19 protein-coding genes are annotated in these 18,692 nt (G+C 36.3%); 8 read left to right on the top strand and 11 right to left on the bottom strand.

Annotated features, from left to right (window positions below; translation table 11 throughout):
- Nucleotides 1–38: 38 nt before the first annotated feature.
- Nucleotides 39–1,607: a histidine-type phosphatase gene (locus ACYU0V_RS09460; protein WP_461847151.1), complete on the top strand. Its 1,569-nt coding sequence runs from the start codon at nucleotides 39–41 to the stop codon at nucleotides 1,605–1,607.
- Nucleotides 1,608–1,715: 108 nt separating this feature from the next.
- Nucleotides 1,716–2,459: an adenosylcobinamide-GDP ribazoletransferase gene (locus tag ACYU0V_RS09455; protein ID WP_461847149.1), complete on the top strand. Its 744-nt coding sequence runs from the start codon at nucleotides 1,716–1,718 to the stop codon at nucleotides 2,457–2,459.
- A gap of 72 nt (nucleotides 2,460–2,531) precedes the next feature.
- On the opposite strand, the gene ACYU0V_RS09450 is transcribed toward ACYU0V_RS09455, so the two are convergent.
- Entirely contained in the window at nucleotides 2,532–3,641 is a 1,110-nt protein-coding gene (locus ACYU0V_RS09450) for a 3-deoxy-7-phosphoheptulonate synthase (RefSeq protein ID WP_017482234.1), read from the bottom strand.
- Nucleotides 3,642–3,737: 96 nt separating this feature from the next.
- Nucleotides 3,738–4,625, bottom strand: a complete 888-nt coding sequence (locus tag ACYU0V_RS09445) for a sulfite exporter TauE/SafE family protein (RefSeq protein ID WP_014206645.1) — start codon at nucleotides 4,623–4,625, stop codon at nucleotides 3,738–3,740.
- Nucleotides 4,626–4,686: 61 nt separating this feature from the next.
- On the opposite strand from ACYU0V_RS09445, the gene ACYU0V_RS09440 reads away from it, so the two are divergent.
- The gene (locus tag ACYU0V_RS09440) at nucleotides 4,687–4,803 is read left to right on the top strand and encodes a hypothetical protein (RefSeq protein WP_002122212.1); all 117 of its coding nucleotides are present in this window, start codon (nucleotides 4,687–4,689) and stop codon (nucleotides 4,801–4,803) included.
- Here ACYU0V_RS09440 and ACYU0V_RS09435 read toward each other — a convergent pair.
- The 4 genes from ACYU0V_RS09435 to ACYU0V_RS09420 all read right to left on the bottom strand — a co-directional run bounded on the left by ACYU0V_RS09435 (nucleotide 4,778) and on the right by ACYU0V_RS09420 (nucleotide 9,070).
- On the bottom strand, nucleotides 4,778–5,059 hold the full coding sequence (locus ACYU0V_RS09435) for a DUF1634 domain-containing protein (RefSeq protein WP_461847146.1): 282 nt from the start codon (nucleotides 5,057–5,059) through the stop codon (nucleotides 4,778–4,780). The genes ACYU0V_RS09440 and ACYU0V_RS09435 overlap by 26 nt on opposite strands.
- A complete protein-coding gene (locus ACYU0V_RS09430; protein ID WP_461847144.1) occupies nucleotides 5,056–6,612 on the bottom strand; it encodes a PepSY-associated TM helix domain-containing protein in 1,557 nt (518 codons plus the stop codon). The genes ACYU0V_RS09435 and ACYU0V_RS09430 overlap by 4 nt, the downstream gene beginning before the upstream one ends.
- Entirely contained in the window at nucleotides 6,605–6,904 is a 300-nt protein-coding gene (locus ACYU0V_RS09425) for a hypothetical protein (protein ID WP_461847143.1), read from the bottom strand. Before ACYU0V_RS09425 ends, ACYU0V_RS09430 begins: the two co-directional genes overlap by 8 nt.
- Nucleotides 6,905–6,970: 66 nt before the next feature.
- Complete coding sequence (locus ACYU0V_RS09420; protein ID WP_461847142.1) at nucleotides 6,971–9,070, bottom strand: TonB-dependent siderophore receptor; 2,100 nt, start codon at nucleotides 9,068–9,070, stop codon at nucleotides 6,971–6,973.
- 220 nt (nucleotides 9,071–9,290) lie between these two features.
- On the opposite strand from ACYU0V_RS09420, the gene lpxB reads away from it, so the two are divergent.
- Complete coding sequence (lpxB, locus tag ACYU0V_RS09415; protein WP_461847140.1) at nucleotides 9,291–10,466, top strand: lipid-A-disaccharide synthase; 1,176 nt, start codon at nucleotides 9,291–9,293, stop codon at nucleotides 10,464–10,466.
- 35 nt (nucleotides 10,467–10,501) lie between these two features.
- Here the strand turns inward: lpxB and ACYU0V_RS09410 are convergent, their stop codons facing one another.
- The gene (locus ACYU0V_RS09410) at nucleotides 10,502–11,371 is read right to left on the bottom strand and encodes a DUF2797 domain-containing protein (protein WP_004708933.1); all 870 of its coding nucleotides are present in this window, start codon (nucleotides 11,369–11,371) and stop codon (nucleotides 10,502–10,504) included.
- Between the two features lie 39 nt (nucleotides 11,372–11,410).
- Between ACYU0V_RS09410 and ACYU0V_RS09405 the strand changes: the two genes are divergently transcribed.
- Both ACYU0V_RS09405 and ACYU0V_RS09400 read left to right on the top strand, forming a co-directional pair.
- Entirely contained in the window at nucleotides 11,411–11,872 is a 462-nt protein-coding gene (locus tag ACYU0V_RS09405) for a DUF6231 family protein (RefSeq protein WP_005069394.1), read from the top strand.
- A gap of 99 nt (nucleotides 11,873–11,971) precedes the next feature.
- Nucleotides 11,972–12,562, top strand: coding sequence for a YidB family protein (locus ACYU0V_RS09400; RefSeq protein WP_213689800.1), 591 nt, complete (start codon nucleotides 11,972–11,974; stop codon nucleotides 12,560–12,562).
- Between the two features lie 110 nt (nucleotides 12,563–12,672).
- Here ACYU0V_RS09400 and ACYU0V_RS09395 read toward each other — a convergent pair whose 3' ends face one another.
- The 3 genes from ACYU0V_RS09395 to ACYU0V_RS09385 form a co-directional block, all read right to left on the bottom strand.
- A complete protein-coding gene (locus ACYU0V_RS09395; protein WP_017386885.1) occupies nucleotides 12,673–13,791 on the bottom strand; it encodes a porin in 1,119 nt (372 codons plus the stop codon).
- A gap of 256 nt (nucleotides 13,792–14,047) precedes the next feature.
- Nucleotides 14,048–14,461, bottom strand: coding sequence for an HIT family protein (locus tag ACYU0V_RS09390; protein ID WP_461847138.1), 414 nt, complete (start codon nucleotides 14,459–14,461; stop codon nucleotides 14,048–14,050).
- 17 nt (nucleotides 14,462–14,478) lie between these two features.
- Entirely contained in the window at nucleotides 14,479–14,748 is a 270-nt protein-coding gene (locus ACYU0V_RS09385; RefSeq protein ID WP_014206654.1) for a YARHG domain-containing protein, read from the bottom strand.
- 858 nt (nucleotides 14,749–15,606) lie between these two features.
- Between ACYU0V_RS09385 and ACYU0V_RS09380 the strand changes: the two genes are divergently transcribed.
- Nucleotides 15,607–16,074: a hypothetical protein gene (locus tag ACYU0V_RS09380; protein ID WP_461847136.1), complete on the top strand. Its 468-nt coding sequence runs from the start codon at nucleotides 15,607–15,609 to the stop codon at nucleotides 16,072–16,074.
- Between the two features lie 110 nt (nucleotides 16,075–16,184).
- Here ACYU0V_RS09380 and ACYU0V_RS09375 read toward each other — a convergent pair whose 3' ends face one another.
- Nucleotides 16,185–17,270, bottom strand: coding sequence for an alpha/beta fold hydrolase (locus tag ACYU0V_RS09375; RefSeq protein WP_461847134.1), 1,086 nt, complete (start codon nucleotides 17,268–17,270; stop codon nucleotides 16,185–16,187).
- Nucleotides 17,271–17,406: 136 nt separating this feature from the next.
- Between ACYU0V_RS09375 and ACYU0V_RS09370 the strand changes: the two genes are divergently transcribed.
- Nucleotides 17,407–18,594, top strand: a complete 1,188-nt coding sequence (locus ACYU0V_RS09370; protein ID WP_461847132.1) for an O-succinylhomoserine sulfhydrylase — start codon at nucleotides 17,407–17,409, stop codon at nucleotides 18,592–18,594.
- The last annotated feature ends 98 nt before the right edge of the window (nucleotides 18,595–18,692 follow it).

The raw sequence follows: 18,692 nt of genomic DNA, 5'->3' as shown, positions 1-18,692 counted from the left end.
AAGCTAATGGCATTTCTTATTAATCACACATTTGGCTTATGAATATTTTATTTAAAACAACTATGCTCGCAGCATCACTATTACTCGTAGCTTGTAACGATAATGATGATCAAGAAGCTCAAGCTGTACCATCCACAAACCCATCAAAATATTATCAAACAAAAACACCTTACCAACCGCAACAAGAAATAAAAAACTATGAACAAGCACCGAATGGATTCCAGCCAGTTTTTACAGAGCTAGTGGCGCGTCACGGTTCAAGAGGCCTTTCAAGTCTGAAATATGATTTGGCACTTTATAATTTATGGAAACAGGCAAAAGCAGAAAATGCCTTAACACCATTAGGTGAGCAATTAGGTGCTGATTTAGAAGCCATGATGAAGGCAAATATCTTATTAGGCTATGGTGTAGAAGGGATCCGCCAGTATGGTTATGGGAATGAAACCATGACTGGTATTTTAGAACACCGCGGCATTGCCGATCGCTTATTACAGCGCTTACCAACTCTTTTAAACTCGCAAGCATCTATATTGGTACAAAGTTCTGGAGTGGATCGTGCTGTAGATAGTGCAAAATTCTTCACTGCTGAACTCATCAAACAACGACCGCCACTGAAAGATAAAATTGTTCCATTGTCTTATACCAATTTATCGAGTGAAAGCGTACCAAGTGTTGAAGATGGTGGCGTTGATCGTTTCAAACTCTATTTTCATAGTTTGAATGCAGACGAAGACTTAGCTCAACCCTTGAGTGCTAGCCAACAAAAAATTTATGATGCTAGTCAGGCCTATCAAGATTTTGAAGAAAATAATAAAGATTTAGCACAAAAGTTAGATGAGTTATCGAAAAATACCGAGGCTGAAAAAACAGCTCAAACAGTGCTCAGCCCGATTTTTAAAGCAGACTTTATTAAAAAACTTGGTACAACAGGTTATAGTTTTAGCAACACTGGATCTTTTACAGTCACTTCACCTAAAGGTGAGCAAATTACAGAAAAAGGTAAGGGCAAAAATACGATTGCTAGTGCAGTAGATGCAGCAGCTTATATTTATGAGCTCTATTCAATTTCGGGCGGCATGAAAGATGAGTTAAAAGGTATTGATTTTGATAAATATATGCCTTTGGACGCTGCAAAATTTTATGCTGAATTTAATGATGCGAATGATTTTTATGAAAAAGGTCCAAGTTTCACAGAGTCAAATCAAGTCACAAGTGAAATTGCTCAAGGACTCAAACAGGACTTGTTCCAACAAGTTGATGCGGTTGTAAATAAAGCCCAACCATACAAAGCAGTTTTACGTTTTGCCCATGCTGAAATTATTATTCCTCTAGCAACCAGTCTAGATTTACATAATATGATGCAGCCTTTACCGCTTCGCCAGACTTATAATTACTCAACAAGCACATGGCGCGGTGAAGTAGTTTCACCTATGGCAGCAAATGTTCAATGGGATATTTACCAAAATAGCCAAGGCTCTACTTTGGTTAAAATGCTTTATAACGAAAAAGAAACTTTGTTCAAATCTGCATGTAACTATGCACGTTACACACCAACCAGTTTTTACTATGACTACATCAAATTGAAACAGTGCTATCAAATGCAATAGATTTTCAGTTTTTTTGAAGTCTTTAATGGGAATAGGGATTGCTATTCCCATTTTTATTTCTTCATAATTCAATTTGTTTTTAAATATAGACCAGTTAGAGACTTGGATATGACACCTTTTTGGATTGCATTGCAATTTTTAACTGTTCTGCCTATTGAGTTAAAGACTATACCAACGGCGCAACAAAATGGTCGAGCTATTTTGTTTTATCCACTGGTTGGGCTGATTATTGGTGGCATACTTTTTATTGTTGCCTGTCTTTTTGCCAAATTACCCGTTCTTTTGCTTGCAGCTATCATAATCACTTTATGGATTTGGCTGACAGGTGGGCTGCATTTAGATGGACTAGCAGATACCGCGGATGCATGGGTAGGTGGTTTTGGAGACAAACTACGTACTTTACAAATCATGAAGGATCCAAGTTGTGGCCCAATTGGAGTCCTCAGCTTAGTTATCATATGTTTGCTCAAATTTGCACTGGTTTATGTATTGATTGAACAGCATCAAACGTTATTTTTAGTCTTTGTTCCTAGCCTTGGGCGTGTGGTGCCATCTATTTTATTCTTAACTACACCGTATGTCCGTGAAAAAGGTTTAGGGCGTTCTTTGACAGACCATTTACCCAAAACTGCTTCATGGATAATCACTGGGTTCGTTCTACTATTACCTTTGTATTGGGAGTTGCAAGGGCTTATTGCCATCATTAGTTTTTTAATAATTCTCGTTTATTTAAGACATCTGTTTATTAAAAGAATTGGTGGTATTACGGGGGATACAGTTGGTGCAGCGATTGAACTAAGTGAAACCGTACTCCTTTTTGCTTTTGTTTTGAGTTATTTTTATTTAGTTTAATTTTGAGTTTCATCCAAAAATAAAAAAGCCCTCAAAAAATGAGGGCTTAATTTTCAATCTTAAAAAGATGAATTAGCGGTTTGGTAAAACATCTTTTAAAGCTTCATGCATTTCAAGCAATGTCTTTTCAGTAGTTTCCCAATCGATACAACCATCAGTTACTGATTTGCCATATTCTAAATCACAAAGATTGTCAGGAATATCTTGGCGTCCACCTTTTAAATGACTCTCAACCATAATACCTACGATTGACTTATTACCATCTAAAATTTGTTCAGTAATATTTTTAAGAACAAGCGGTTGTAAATACGGGTCTTTATTTGAGTTAGCATGGCTTGCATCAATCATGATTTTGTTGCTCACTTTTGCTTTTGCTAAAGCATTTTCTGCTTCCGCAACAGAGCCTGCGTCATAGTTCGGTTTGCCATTACCACCACGTAATACAACGTGTGCATAAGGGTTACCATTTGTATTAATAATTGAAACTTGGCCATCTTCATTTAGGCCTAAGAAACTATGGCCATATTTAACAGATTGCATCGCATTGGTTGCAACAGTTAAGCCACCGTCTGTACCATTTTTAAAACCAACTGGTGAAGATAAGCCAGAAGACATTTCACGGTGAGTTTGGCTCTCGGTTGTACGTGCGCCAATTGCAGACCATGAAATTAAGTCTTGGTAGTACTGTGGAGAGTTAGGATCGAGTGCTTCAGTTGCACATGGCAAACCTTTTTCATTTAACTCAAGCAAGAGTTTACGACCAATACGTAAACCTTTTTCGATGTTAAATGAGTCGTTCATATCTGGGTCATTGATTAGGCCTTTCCAACCAATTGTTGTACGTGGTTTTTCAAAATAAACACGCATAACTAGATATAGGGTATCTTTAACCTTTTCGCTTAGCGCTTTTAAGCGATCAGCATATTCGTGAGCAGCTTTTGGATCGTGAATAGAGCAAGGACCAATAACAACAAACAAACGTTTATCTGAACCATCTAAAATATTACGAATAGTTTCGCGGCCTTTTAGAACAGTTTGCGAAGCAACATCAGATAAAGGAAGTTCTGACTTAAGCTCATTTGGTGTTACAAGAGTTTGAATGCTTTTAATATTAACGTCGTCGATATCTGGCTTTGAAACGGAATTTGAATGTGTAGTCATTGCTGTCACTGGTTCGATCATACTAAAGGTTGTTTTGTGTACTGAATATACCATGAAATAATTATGAAAATACTACATCTCATGGTATTTCAGATTGGAAAAATCCTATTGATTTTACTATCTTTCAGTCGAGTTGCCTGTTTTTTCAGCAACTACTGCTTGTTGTTGTACCACAGGTGCTTTTGGTTTTGCTTTGACTGGATGAACCATAAAGTTAACACCGAGGGCAAATAGGGTAATCCCTAGAATTTTTCGGATTAAACGTTCAGGCATACGAGAGCTAATTAATGTTCCAATAATAATTGCTGGAATTGAACCCACCAATAACCACATCAGAAGTGTAAAGTCGACGTTACCAGCACTCATGTGTCCGAGGCCAGCCACTAAGGTAAGCAATACTGCATGTACAACATCCGACCCAATAATTCGGATCATAGGTAAGTTCGGGAACATAATCACAAGTGCCATGATCCCAAATGCACCCGCACCAACTGATGAAAGAGTTACGAATACACCTAAAATGATACCCATAATCACGATAAAGCTACGTTTTTTATGGATTGCCAACTGCTCATTTTCAGTTTGAGTGACTTCTTTGCTTCTGAATTTATTAAAAAATTTCTCAATACGCGTACGGAAAATGATGGAAACACCAGTTAAGGTCAGCATAAAACCTAACACCATGGTGAGTACAGCTTTATAGTGTGTTGACTGGCTTAAATAATGCTCAAGTACCCATGAAGTAATGAAAGATGCAGGGATACTCCCTACTGCTAGCCATAAAACAATTGGCCAAACAATATTGAGCTTTCGAGCGTGAACCATTGATCCACAAAATTTTGAGATTGCAGCATAAAGTAAATCGGTACCAATTGCGATATGAGGTTCAATTCTAAAAAGGCTAATTAAAATTGGTGTCATTAATGATCCACCACCAACTCCTGTAATCCCTACACAGAAACCAACTAACATACCCGCTAAGATAAATTCAAAAGCACCAGACATCTTTATCGCCACTTATCACGAAACGCAGATATCTTATTCCTTTTAGAGATAAACAGTTGTCATGAATAATGATTTACTTATGCAAAAAAAAGCTAAGCAACGAAAATTTTGCTTAGCTTGTACTATTTTTCATCATTTTTTAAAGAAAATGATTATTTTGATGACTTTAGTGGGTTAACTAAAAGTATAAGAATAAAAGTTAATGGCGTTGCAAAGATCCACCAACTGACAAAACCAATTGAAAATTTATATTGTTGAATAAGAATAAATGCACATAAACCAAATAGCATGAATGCGGCTATTTTGAAATATCGGTAATACTTTTGAGCTAACGATTTGAAATGACCTGTTGATTTCGGCGATCGATATTTCTCGCTCGCCATAAACAACATATACATCCCTAATAAAATTAAGATGAAAGCTATAAGAATCATGAGCTCACCTCAGTATTTAATTTATTCAGCTTTTTTTGAATTTTTGCGACAGCTTTATGCTGGATAGGTTGAATTTTGCAAAATATAAAAATGGCTAAAGCTGCAAATAGCCACAAAAATACATCTATGCGTGCAAAGGTCCAATAATCACTGAGGTTTTGCACATAATCATGTTTAAGTAAATAAATTAGATTTAAGATGGGAAGTGCAAGACACAGCATAATAAAAACGCAAAGTTGAGTTCGCCACAAATGCTGTTTTTTAGTGATTAATGCAATGATTAAGCTGATTAACCAAACCAAGAAAAAGCTATAAATTTCATAATTGATTGTGGTTGAAGTGACTGTAAACAATCGATTCGCGCTTAAATAGGCGACAGTTGCACAAGGCAATCCTACAAATGCTGCAATATTTAAACGGTCAACTAAGTAGAGCCCGAAATGAAACTGACTACTTTTATTTTGAATTTGGCGTTTAAGACTCCAAAGTAATAAACCAGAGGCAATCATTACACAGCCTAAAATGCCTGAGAAAAAGAATCCTAAACGAAGCAAAGGTTGAGCAAATGTCGCCATGTGCAGGCCATAAACACCCGCATTTAGCGTGGCAATAGGGCTATTATTACGTGTATCTGCCAAGACTTTGCCAGTTGAAGCATTTAATGTAATTTGAGGCTGATTTCGAGTAATAGAGCGGTCTTCTTTTTGAATAAATGTAATTTGAGCTTGATTGGTATTTGGATTTTTTACACTCATTGTTGATAAAGGTTGGTTGCCCCAACTTTGTTGAACTTGGCTCAGCAGTTTCTCAATCGCTAAGTTTTGAGCAGGTTGAATCGATTGATTCTCAAGTACAGTCTTTGTACGTATTTCGGTAAAATATTGATAAGGGTTTTCAGGGTAAATCTTTTGCATTCCCCAAGGCAGATATAAATAAAAGAAAATAGCTAAGCCTGTAAATGTAATGGTTAAAAAGAAGGGCAGTGCAACGACTGAAGAAATATTGTGAAAGTCTAGCCACGAACGCTGAGACTTAAATGTACGTAAAGTAAAAAAGTCAGTGAATATTTTTTTATGGGTAATAATGCCTGAAACCAAAGCAATCAGCATAATAAATGCGGCAAGACATACGACTAATCGCCCAACTATTATTGGAATGCCAAAAAGTTGGTAATGGAAGCGGTAAAAAAAATCTCCGCCTAGGGTTGCCGAAAGTTGAAGTTCTTTTCCCGTGTTAGCATCAAGTGTGGCATTACCATAACCGCCGTCAGCTTTTTCCCAATACATGGTGTTGACGGGACTTTCTGGTGTAGCCACAGTTAAGTACCAAGATTTGGCGTCTGGAGCGTTTTCTTGTAAATATTGATATGCTGTTTTAATAGCAATATCTTGCTTTACTTCATATTGCGCAAGTGCAGGCTGCATCCATAAATTAATTTCGTGGCGGTAATAAGATAGGCTACCCATTAAGAAAATGGCAAATACGAGCCATCCAAAAATTAAGCCAGTCCATGAGTGTAGCCATGCCATAGATTGACGTATACCTTTATGCATAACCCACCGTCCGTGTCACAATAAAGAAAAGGGCAAATAGAGCGATTGATAAAATGGTCAGTCGCAATAATGATTGAACGCAGAAACCAACAATCACAAAGACTACGTAAAATAAAATCGCTATAAATGCTGAAAGATAGATAGCCTCAGCTTTGTCCAGATTCAAAAGGAAAATTCCAGTGAGTCCAAGACTTAAATACGTCATACAGGCAAAGCCCATACCGAAAACTAACAAGAATCGATAGAAAACTTTTATACGATATGACATTGGGAGATTTACAGTTTTGGACATCTTTATTGACACATAAACAAAGAATAATAAGTAAAGCCAATCTCTAAATTGAGATTGGCTACGGTGTTAATATTTAAACTTTACAGCAACTGTATAGTTGGCTGGAGCGCCATAGTAACCTTGACCACCAGATAAACCTGTCAAATATTTCTCATTTGTCAGGTTGTTACCATTTACTTGGAACAGTACATGTTCGTTTAAATCATAACTGGCCATAACGTTAAGCAATGCATACGCATCCTGTTTTACAGTTGAGTAAGAGGTGTCATGTATATCATCTTGCCACTTAATGCTTGCACCAACTTTCAATTTTGGAATTTGGGGAACAGTATAAGAAGCTAAAACGTTAAGTGTTTGAGTTGGGATATTTGGTCTACCTCTTTCACCTGATTCCATATTTTTTAGACTAAATGTTGAGAAACCAAAAACTAAATCTAAGTTATCAGTTAATTTTCCAGTTAATCCAACTTCAACCCCTTGCGATCTAATCGTTCCTATTGGTGACGAGTATTTATTATAGAGCGGATCCCATAATGGGTTTAGTGCAAAGTTATCTTCGTCTGTTCTAAAGATAGCGATATTTCCAGTTAAAGCACCATCTAACCAAGAGCTTTTTACACCTACTTCATAACTTTCACCCTCTACTGGTACAGCGGTTTGTTTAGTAGAAAGATCGATAACCGTTTGTGGCCTAAAAATAGAGGTATAACTCATATAACCTGTGTATTCAGGAGTAAAGTTATATGTAATACCCGCATACGGGGAAACTTTATTCTTTTTATAATCCAAAGTTTCGATTTCAGTATAGTTAGCACCTAAGATAAATTTCAGATCCTCACCTAGATGAAGACGTGTGGCACCGTAAACAGACTTCATTACTCTTTCTTCTGGGTCAGCATAGGTAAAGTCTCCCCAAGTCGGTTCTTCAGGTGTCCAGCTTGGTAAGTCTGTAGTAATAACGCCTAAACTACTACCATACGAATAAACACTTTGAGCATTATACTTTGACCAGTTATAACCAATATTTGCTTCGTGTTGCTGCCCTAATAAATTAAACGTACCTTGAATATCTGCATTTGCTGTAGTTTCTTTAAATTTCTGATTATAAATTTCTGGATAGAGTGAAATACCAGACGTATTGTCAGTAGCAGAAGGAAAACCACTGAGATAAAGCATTTTATCTTTAACATCTGATTTCTTATGGTTATAGCCTAACCTTAACTTCCAGTCTCCCCATAATTTTTGTTCAATATTGGCAAAATAATTATCTATTTCCCAATCGTAATATGTCCATGACGGCGCATAATTATAGTTACGAGAATAACTTAATGGTTCACCTTTGGAGTTAACCAAGGGTAGGGCACCCCATTGAGAACCATTAGCGTATTGACGAGTTTTCGAATATCCTGCTGAAACATTTGTAGTGTCTGTAACGTCAGCTTCTAAAATTCCTTGAAATCCATTTTTTTCTTCTGAATAGCGGTCTAGATAAGAATCTCCTACTTTCTCATAACCTACAAGACGTCCTCGTACTCGTCCATCTTGTGTAAGAGAACCAGAGATATCCGCTTCATAACGTTGTGTATCCCATGAACCATAGCTCACCCCAGCATTTGCTTGGAATTCTTTAGTGGGACGTTTACGGATATAGTTAATTGTAGCGCCAGGATCCCCCAGAGCATTTGTTAAGGCATCAGCACCTTTGACAATTTCAACACGATCATAGAAATAACTGTCTGCATCACTATTGTTATAATTATAGCTGTCAACTTGAGGGATACCGATTCCATCAACCAAAATATTTGAAATATCAAAACCACGAGCCGTATATGTTGTTCGGTTGGTTTCTAATCCGGTTACAGTTACACCTGGTGTATTACTTAAAATATCTCGGGTACTGGTAAGTCCGAAATCTTCTATTTGCTGACGAGTAACGACGTTAATGGTTTGAGGAGTTTCTTTAGCCTCAATATTAAGCTTGGTTGCGCTACTCGAGTTCTTAACATTATATGCTTTGGTTTGTTCAGAAGACTGCTCAGCATTTGATGCTTTAACTTGAATCGTCTGTAAAGCTTGTACCTCTGAGTCTTGAGCATAAGAGAGGTTTGCATAACAAATCGCGCAGGCGATTACGGTAAGCTTAAATGGTCGAGGTGGGATATTCATAAGATTAAAGATAATGTAAATAATTCTCATTTATTTTATTGTTTGTAAATGTAAGCTACAATTCAAATTGCATTGTTAATTTAGATTAAAAGATGGTGAATGAGTGTAATTTTAGATAGCTTGTGCTGTGGCTGCTCTTGGTTAGTACATATAGATCAAGTTCAAGATTGATAAACCTCTATGCTAGAATGCATTATTTCAAATTCTTGGGTAAATCACCTTGGCAAACCGAAAACTTAAAATAGGTATTGTAGTTGGGGAAGTTTCTGGAGATACGCTTGGTGTGAAACTTATGCGTAGTTTTCGAGAACAGGGAATCGATGCTGAATTTGAGGGAATCGGTGGTCCCCAAATGATTGCTGAAGGTTTTAACAGTTATTACCCAATGGAAACTCTATCTGTGATGGGGATTGTTGAGGTCTTAAAAGATTTAAAAAAATTATTCGCCGTGCGTGATGGTCTAATCAATCAATGGACTCAACATCCGGTTGATATTTTTATAGGTATTGATGCACCAGACTTTAACCTTAGACTTTCGAAAAGTATTAAAGAAAAGAATCTTCCAATAAAAACAGTTCAATATGTCAGTCCTTCTGTTTGGGCGTGGCGCCAAGGGCGTGTTCATGGCATCAAACAAAGTATAGATTTAGTACTTTGCTTATTTCCTTTTGAAAAAGTTTTTTATGAACAATATGAAGTTCCAGCAGCATTTGTAGGCCACCCATTAGCTAAACAATTGCCACTTGAAAATCCAAATCAAATTGCTAAACAGCAATTAGGTCTTAATGAAAATCAGAAGCATATTGCTTTGTTACCAGGTAGCCGAAAAGGTGAAGTAGAGCGACTCCTTCCTATGCTGTTGGGTGCTGCTAATATTTTGCATACCAAATATCCTGACATTCAATTTTTAATTCCCGCAATTAACGATGCACGAAAACAACAGATTGAGCAGGGTGTTGAGCAATTAGCGCCTCAATTAAAAGCAAAAATTCATATTTTAGAAAATACAGATAGTGAGTCTAAAGTTGGCCGTATGGTCATGAACGCGAGTGACGTTATTGCTTTAGCATCAGGAACGGCGACATTAGAAGCCATGCTGATGCATCGACCAATGGTCACATTCTATAAATTGCATTGGTTAACTTATTTAATTGCTAAATTCTTGGTCAAAATTCCTTATTACTCTTTGCCTAATATTATTGCCGGTAAAAAAGTAATTGAAGAGCTAATTCAAGCTGATGCCACACCTGAAAATTTAGCAGCGGAAATAGAAAAACTAATGAATGTTGAAACCGCTCAAATTCAGGTGATGCAGCACTTAACCATGCATAAACAGCTTATTTCTGGAAATACGGCAGACCCAGTTCAAGTCATCCTAAATGTACTAGAGAAGTAAAAAAAAAGGCATTCATATAAGAATGCCTTTTCTATTTATGCACGTACAATCAGCTCGTACCCTGTATATTTACGAATGTTGATAACACCGATATCAAAAATTAAATATTGGCCTTTAATCCCTTGTAAGACACCACGAATTTTTGGTGTTTTATCTAAGTTTAGAGACTTAATTTTTTCAGGATATTGTTCAACTGGGTAAACAAACTCACGTGGCAATTCATTTTCTAGTAGTTCAACCGTTTCGTTAAATTCAAGGTTTTGACTAAATTCTTCACGAATAGTTTGAATTTTAGGGGCGAACTCTTCGATTAATTGATCACGTTGTTCAACCATATTTAAAGGTTCAGCTTCACCCTTGAGGAGTTTGCGCCAATCTGTTTTATCAGCAATTAAAGAACCAAACATGGTTTCAAGCTGACCAGATAAACGGCGTGATCCAACTTTTAAAATAGGTAAGGCTTGAGTTGCACCTTGATCTAACCAACGTCCTGGCATATGGCTAACACGAGTAATCCCCACTTTTAAAGCACTAGAGTTTGCCAAATATACAATATGTGGTTGGAAACAAACGCTATGGGCAAAGTCATCTTCACGACATGTACCTAAATGATAGTGACATGTTTCAGGTTTCATAATGCAAAGGTCACATTCTGCTTTGGTCTTAAAACATTTAAAGCAGTGGCCTTGAGAATAAGACTTTGGTGTTTTAGTGCCACAAGAAGTGCAATAAATATTACCTGTCCATTCGATTTCTAGTTCTTGTCCTAAATTAAAAGGAAGATCAATTTCTGAACGGTCTAATACAAATTTGTATTCAACATTTGCCTTGGTTGTCTGTTGATCAGTTACACTAGCATCTTTTAGGCCTGCATGCATTTTATGGCAAATGCCTTGTAGTTCCATAAAGTTTAAACTCACATCTTTCAATTAAGGGTTGCAGTTATGGCTGAACAAAATGTCATCACTTCTATGCTAGACGATTTATCAAACGAACAGCCCATTCATACTGCACTTTGTATTGGCCAGAAAATTGACCAGAATAACGCAATTCAATGGCACTATTTTACCGTAACTGAGCTTTTAAGTCTGCCTTTTACTCAGCGTTATGACTTGGGTTTTGTATTGTTTGATACTGATGAAATGCAAAACATCAGCGATGTACAAAAATCACAATTATTAGTAAAGCTAAGAGATTTATTAGCGAAACGAATTGTAGTGGTAAGTAAACGCAGTGATGAGCAGTTATTACGTTCTTTAGGTTTTACTCAACTTATTGATAAAACTTCACATGATAGTGATTTTGCTTTATGGCAATTTAATATATTGACTTATAAACATGTTCCAGACTGGTTTAATTCAAAGTTCTGGGCGAACCCGGAAAACTGGAATAAATTCCGCTGGTAAAAGGGCCTTAAATCTCTTTCAAAATTTAACAATTTGGTTTTTGCTGTCTTAACAAGAATCCGCGTATGCTCATGTATAAACCATACATAAGAGTTACACATGACTAATTTAAGCAACATTGTAGAAGTTTTGGCTAAGCAGGCTTTAGGTGGGAATCAGCAAGCGTCAGGTCAAGATGGTTTAGGTGGAATTTTAGGTTCAGTACTCGGACAAATGGGGGGCAATACTTCTTCGGGCGCTCAAGGTGGCCTTGGAGGAGTATTAGGTTCTGTATTAGGGCAAGTGACTGGCAATAACAGTACACCTCAAACAGGTGGCGGTGTACAAAGTTTATTAATTGCAGTTGTGCCTTTAATTTTAGGTTGGGTACAGCAACAAGGTGGTTTACAAGCTGCATTAGAAAAGTTAAAAGGGGCTGGTTTAGGAAGTCAGGTTCAAAGTTGGGTTGATCCAAATCAAAGTAATAGCGAAGTTCCGACCCAACAGTTACAGAGCCTATTTAATCCGTCTGACATTGAACAAGTTGCCGAGCAAGCTCAAGCGCCCAAAGAACAAGTTTATGGTGCAATCGCATCGGTTTTACCTCAGGTCATTGACTCTTTAACACCTCAAGGTGACAGTACCGATCATCAAGAAGCAAACCAAGATATTCAAAATGTCATGAATCTTGTAAGTGGTTTTTTAAAATAAGATATAAATCTTAAAAAAGCCGATAAGTTTTATATCGGCTTTTTTTACTCAGGAAAAAAAATAAAAGGGCATAAGCCCTTTTATTTTAGATCTGAATCAAACATAACTGATTAGAAGTTATATTCGATACCAGTACCTACAACAGTTTGTTTGTCGTCTTCTTTAATCCAGTCGCGTTTTTGTTGAGCAACGATACCGTAGAAGCGAGCTTGTTTGTTGATTTGGTAATCAAGACCTAAACCGTATAAGTCAATTTTACGATCTTGTTTACCGCTTACTTGTGTTTCAGCAGAAGCGTATTCTGCTTTCACTTTAAGTTTAGTGTTAGGAATTTTATAAGCAGCTGTTACTGCATATGCTTCTTCTTCTAAACCTTTGTAGTTTGTATAGGTATCTGTAGTTTTATCAACACCATCTACACGCGTAGTTTTTGACGTTTTATAAGCAGTCAAGTCATCAGTAGGTTCAGCGTGTTGCCATAAAGCACCTACAACAAAACCAGATTTAGCAATATCATAAGAACCAGTTACACGGTAAGCATCGGTATAAACATCTTTTAGACCGTAAGCTGCATATTTACCTTTAATACCAAAGTCACCAGCAGCAGCAATTGCTAAACCGATATCTTTGTTTTCGTAACCAAGCGATGTTGATACAGAGTCAAAGCTATCATTTTTGCTGTCTTTACCAGTTTCACCCGGTTTGCTATCAGAGGTGCTTTCACCAGTTTGAGCCATAATATTGAATGTTAAACCAGCTAATAATTTAGGGTCTAATTCAAAACCGATCACGTTGTCTAAACGGTTTTCACCGTACATGATATTAGTAATGTCTAAACGTGTATCGTCATTAAAGATGTCTTGGTTACCACCAGCAGCTGTTTTGAAGTAAGAATCATACTTACCTACTTTTAAGGTACCAACACCTTCAGTTTTTAAACCGATAAAACGGTTACGAGCGCTAAGGTCAGTATCAGAACCTGAACCATCAGTAGAAATTGCCCATTCAGCTAAATAAACAGCAGATAACTTGTCAGTTAATTTCTCTTCGCCTTTTACCCCAATACGAGAAGAGTTTGAGTTAACTTCGGTAACGTCACTTTTACCATCGAAATTTTTATTATCAACTTGGTTAATAGAAACATTTAGTTTGCCATACAAAGTTGGCGCTGCTTGCACCGCGTTTACGCTCAAAGTTGCAACTGCGGCAGCGAGTAGCAATTTCTTCATTGAGATTTCTCCAAAAGGTATTTAAAAATGGCGTATGCCTAGCTAACTATTTATTTTGTAGTTGACTTATGTACAAAAAGTTACAAAAGCTCACCAACTTGCTAAGCAGTATCGGCAAATTTTGTGACAGAGAAGTGAAGAATAAATGACAGTTTTATGACGCTTAAAATTTAGAAATAAATTAGTTGTTTTCATTTTTTGATAGTTTTTAGACGAAAAAAAGCGGAGCCTAAACTCCGCTTTAACTATCTAAAAATCAAAGAGCTGCTTTAATTTTTTCAGCTAATTCTTTAATTTTTTCTTGATCTCCTAACTCAACAGCATGGCGTCCAAGATGATGCACATTTGTTGGAATTAGGTGAAAATGAACATGTGGAACAGTTTGTCCTGCTGCTGCTCCAGAAAGTTGCATCAATACGATACCTTCCAAATTGAGCGCTTTTTCCATTGCCTTAGCAATCTTTTGAACAATTTGTATAGTATAGGCTGCTGCTTCAGCAGGTAAGTCCAGCAGTGTTACAGCATGTGTTTTTGGAATAACTAATGTATGGCCATCGGCTTGAGGCATAATATCCATAAAAGCTAGAACTTGATCATCTTCATAGACTTTTATCGCTGGAAGTTCTCCACGTAAAATTTTTGCGAAGATATTTTGATCATCATATGCCATGTATTATTCCTTTAAAATTATTTACATTTCAATTCTTTTTGACGTTCTTTAATAGCGTCAAGACGTTGTTGCTCTTTATCAGAAAACTTTGGTTTTGTCGTATGACAGTTTTCATTACCATATTTTTCTTTAGCATCAGGATCTTTAAAACAAAAGCCTTTTGACGCATAAATCAAATTGTAATCATCTTGCAATTTTTGACATTCTTGCTCAGGTGTTGCAGCTTGTACGCCAAAACTAGCAATGCTCACCATGCCAGTAAAGACTGCAACCATAAATTTATTCATGAGCTTTTCCTCAGTTAAAGGTATGAACCTGTACTCAATATAAGGTTTCTTACCAATATTTCAATGACTATTAATTACTCAAGTGTCATTTTGGTTTGAATTTTGGGCAAAAAATGAATAAAATCTTTATATATCAATGTTTTAAAAATAAACAATAAAAACAAAAACTTAACTAAATTTTTATATATCTTTCCATAATTTAACTACTATCTAATACCTTGTAATTGCTCATAATGAAGGAAATAGGGAGCTTGCTTCTATTAAATAAAAAATCAAAAAGTTCGTAGAAAAGCCATATTCATGACTCATCTTTTGCTGAAAAGACAGCTTTAGTTTGAATTTTGGTCAATGGAAAAGAAAGATATTAATGCCATGATCAAAGAACAAAGCGTGATAATTATCACATTTTGTATTTTAGGATTAGGTGGAATTCACTAGGCCAATTTATTTTAGACGGAAATGGGCTTCTCTTATTGAAACAGAGATAAAATTATTTTCGACTTTTATTTAAGATTAAAATTCACCTGAAAGATGCATTGATTTTACATATTTAAAGTCTTATTATATGCCCCATAATTGCTGCGTTTGATAGTTTTTGTTTTTATAGCCCATTTCTCCAAATGAAATGGGCTTTTTTATTAAAGTTATTTCGAATCATTAAAATTTAGTATTTTATATTGAGAATAAGTTCGCCTTATATTTGGATTTTGTGACATAGTATAAATGTTGCTTTCATAATTGCCCTGATAGTTACTTTCTACCCCTCATACCCTTACACATAGTAATAGTATATTCATCATACTTCCTTAAAGGATCTAGTCATTCGTTAAGACTAAATATTAAAGGAATAGGTGAGTGATGCCACAATTTTTACTAATTGCTGAAAGAGTTTATAAAAAGTTTGAAGAGCAAAAGCTTTTCTCAGAGGATGTAATTGGGCACTTAAATAGCTTAGTTAGTATTATCCGGCAAGAGATAAGAAGTTCACCCTATCAACTAAAATATAACTTTATTGATTTTGAAGAGTGTTTAAATAAACCCGCACAGGAATGTAAAGTTAAACTCGATATTAGCTTAATGCCAACTTATAAGAATAAAAGTGAGTACATTATGTGGTTGGCAAGTTTTATCGAAAAAATTACTTTAGGTGGAAGAGAAAAGTTTCCACCACTTACAAATAGTTTACTACCGAGCTGTATAGTGACTAATCCTTATGTAACAAAACTGGAGCAGGCCAAGGCCTCTTCTGAAAAAAGTGCACAGATGATTGTAAATTACTTTAAATCATCTGATTATAAAAAAGTTAATAAAGTGCCTACACAATAAAAATAATAATTTTCTATTAAAACAATAATATTATAGGTAAATGTACCGTTATATGATCGTCTATTCCATCCACGCAAATAAAAGCAATAGGTTAAATTGTGACCTTATTCTTAAATTTGCGTTGATCTTTCGGTGAGCCATTTCGCTAGTTGTGGCCAGAACTCCAGCGCACTTGCCTGACTCGACATGAGGCCTAGATGACCGCCAGGGATGAGAGTAAATGTGACATCTTGGCTACTGGTTAACTGACTTAATGGTTGAGCTGCATCAGCCGTAACCAGTTGATCACTACGACCAGCTCCAACTAAGAGTGAACAGTCAATATTTTTTAATTCGATTTTTTTATCTTTTAATTGAATAGAACCTTGTCTTAATGGATTTTGTAGCCAAACATTGAACAACATGTCCTGATTAATTCCCCCCGGGTAATCAATCATATTATTTAAAAAGCTACTTAGTGTGGCATGTTCTTGTACGAACTGAAGATCATTAAGATTTTTAAGTAATTGAATATGACCATCGAGCCAGCCTTTAGGGTCGAGAATTTTGAAACCTAAAGAATTTAAAATTCCTGGGCTATGAATCAAACGTTTTGGTAGTCCAGAGTAAATACGTTCTTGAATTTTTTTATTGCGACCAATCGCGTTGTTTATGGCTCGGTAGAGTTTTCCAATATAACCAGAAGCATAACTGTCTATTGGACTACCAAGAACAATAAGATTTTTAACATAATTTGGATGATTATGCGCTGTATATAAAGTGACGAATATACCTGCCATACTCCATCCGTGAAGCGAGATTTGTTCACTTCTGGAGTGTGTTCTGACAAGTTGTATGGCTTTAGGAATGAAATCTTCAATAAATGATAAAAAGTTAAGATGTCTGTCCTTAAACTTTAAACGGCCCCAATCTACCAAATAGACATCAAAACCAGCATTTTGGAAGTATTTAATAAGAGAACGATAAGGATATAAATCATATATCGCCATATTAATAGCTAAAGGAGCAACGAATACTAAAGGTTCTTTAAATTGTTTTTGAGTAGCTGCGTAATAACGTATACGGGTTTGATTAAATTCACCAATCACTTCGAACGGAGTGCTTTGTGACAATACTAATGTTTGAGGACGAAATAGTCGGGTAGAGAGATGCTTGATTTGACTTTGTTCAGAGACAAGGGACTTTAAGCGTTTCATCTTGCTTTTACCAACTATTTACTAAAGTTGAATAAAGTCTAAGCGATAATTTTAAGGTTTACCTTGACCTTAAATACCTTAGACACTCAAAATGATGATAGTTTTTTAGTACATGACCAGTAAAGGCGAACATTTAATGCACCAGTCTGATGATTTAGAATACCAACTTGATACTTTAGCCATTCGTACCGGACATACTCGTAGTTTTGAAGGCGAACATGGCGAACCGATTTTTTTGACTTCATCATTTGTATATGAAAATGCGGCTGAAGCTGCAGCAAAATTTTCTGGTCAGGTTCAAGGAAATATCTATTCTCGTTTTACTAATCCGACTGTATCGATGTTCGAAAAACGTTTAGCAGCTTTAGATGGTGCTGAACGAGCTGTAGCGACGAGCTCTGGAATGGGCGCAATCTTGTCAGTTGCTATGGCATATCTAAAAGCGGGTGATCATGTTATTTGCTCAAGAGCAGTTTTTGGTTCAGTTGTTGCCTTATTTGAAAAATATATTGCCAAGTTTGGTGTAGACATTACATTTGTTGATTTATGTGATTTAGACGAATGGAAAAATGCTGTACGTCCTGAAACCAAACTTTTCTTTGTTGAGTCACCGTCTAACCCTCTAGCTGAGATTGCAGATATACAAGCACTAGCAGATATCGCCCATGCGAATGGCGCATTACTTGCGGTTGATAACAGTTTCTGTACACCTGTTTTGCAGCAACCACTCAAGTTTGGTGCGGATCTTGTGATTTACTCTGCGACTAAATACCTAGATGGGCAAGGCCGTGCATTAGGCGGTGCTGTTGTTGGCAATCATCAGTTGTTAGAAGAAGTTTTTGGTGTTGTTCGTACGCTTGGACCATCAATGAGCCCATTTAATGCATGGGTTTTCTTAAAAGGTCTAGAAACTTTACGTTTACGTATGAAAGCACACTGTGAGAGTGCTCAAATTCTTGCAGAATGGTTATCTACTAATGAAAAGGTAGAGAAGGTTTACTACGCTGGTTTACCAGCTCATGACGGTCATGAACTTGCTGCTAAACAGCAAAATGGCTTTGGCGGTATTGTATCGTTCGTTGTTAAAGGCGAGCGTGAAGGTGCGTGGAAGGTTATTGATAATACTAAGTTTATCTCGATTACAGGTAATCTAGGTGATGTGAAATCGACGATTACCCATCCAGCAACCACAACTCATGGCAAACTTTCTGTTGAAGCAAAAGAAGCAGCTGGTATTCAAGAAGGTCTAATTCGTGTTTCTGTTGGTCTAGAAGATATTAATGATATTATTGGCGATATCTCGCGTGGGTTAGATTTAATCTAATTAAGTTATGTTTGTTATGGAAAAGCCACATAGATTTTAATGTGGCTTTTTTGTTACTTATAAACAACAATAGCAATAAAAAGTCTACGTTTTGTTAT

The organism is Acinetobacter sp. X9 (assembly GCF_054889255.1).
Note: the sequence above shows the minus strand (reverse complement) of the source record. Positions and strands in the feature narration are given on the sequence as shown.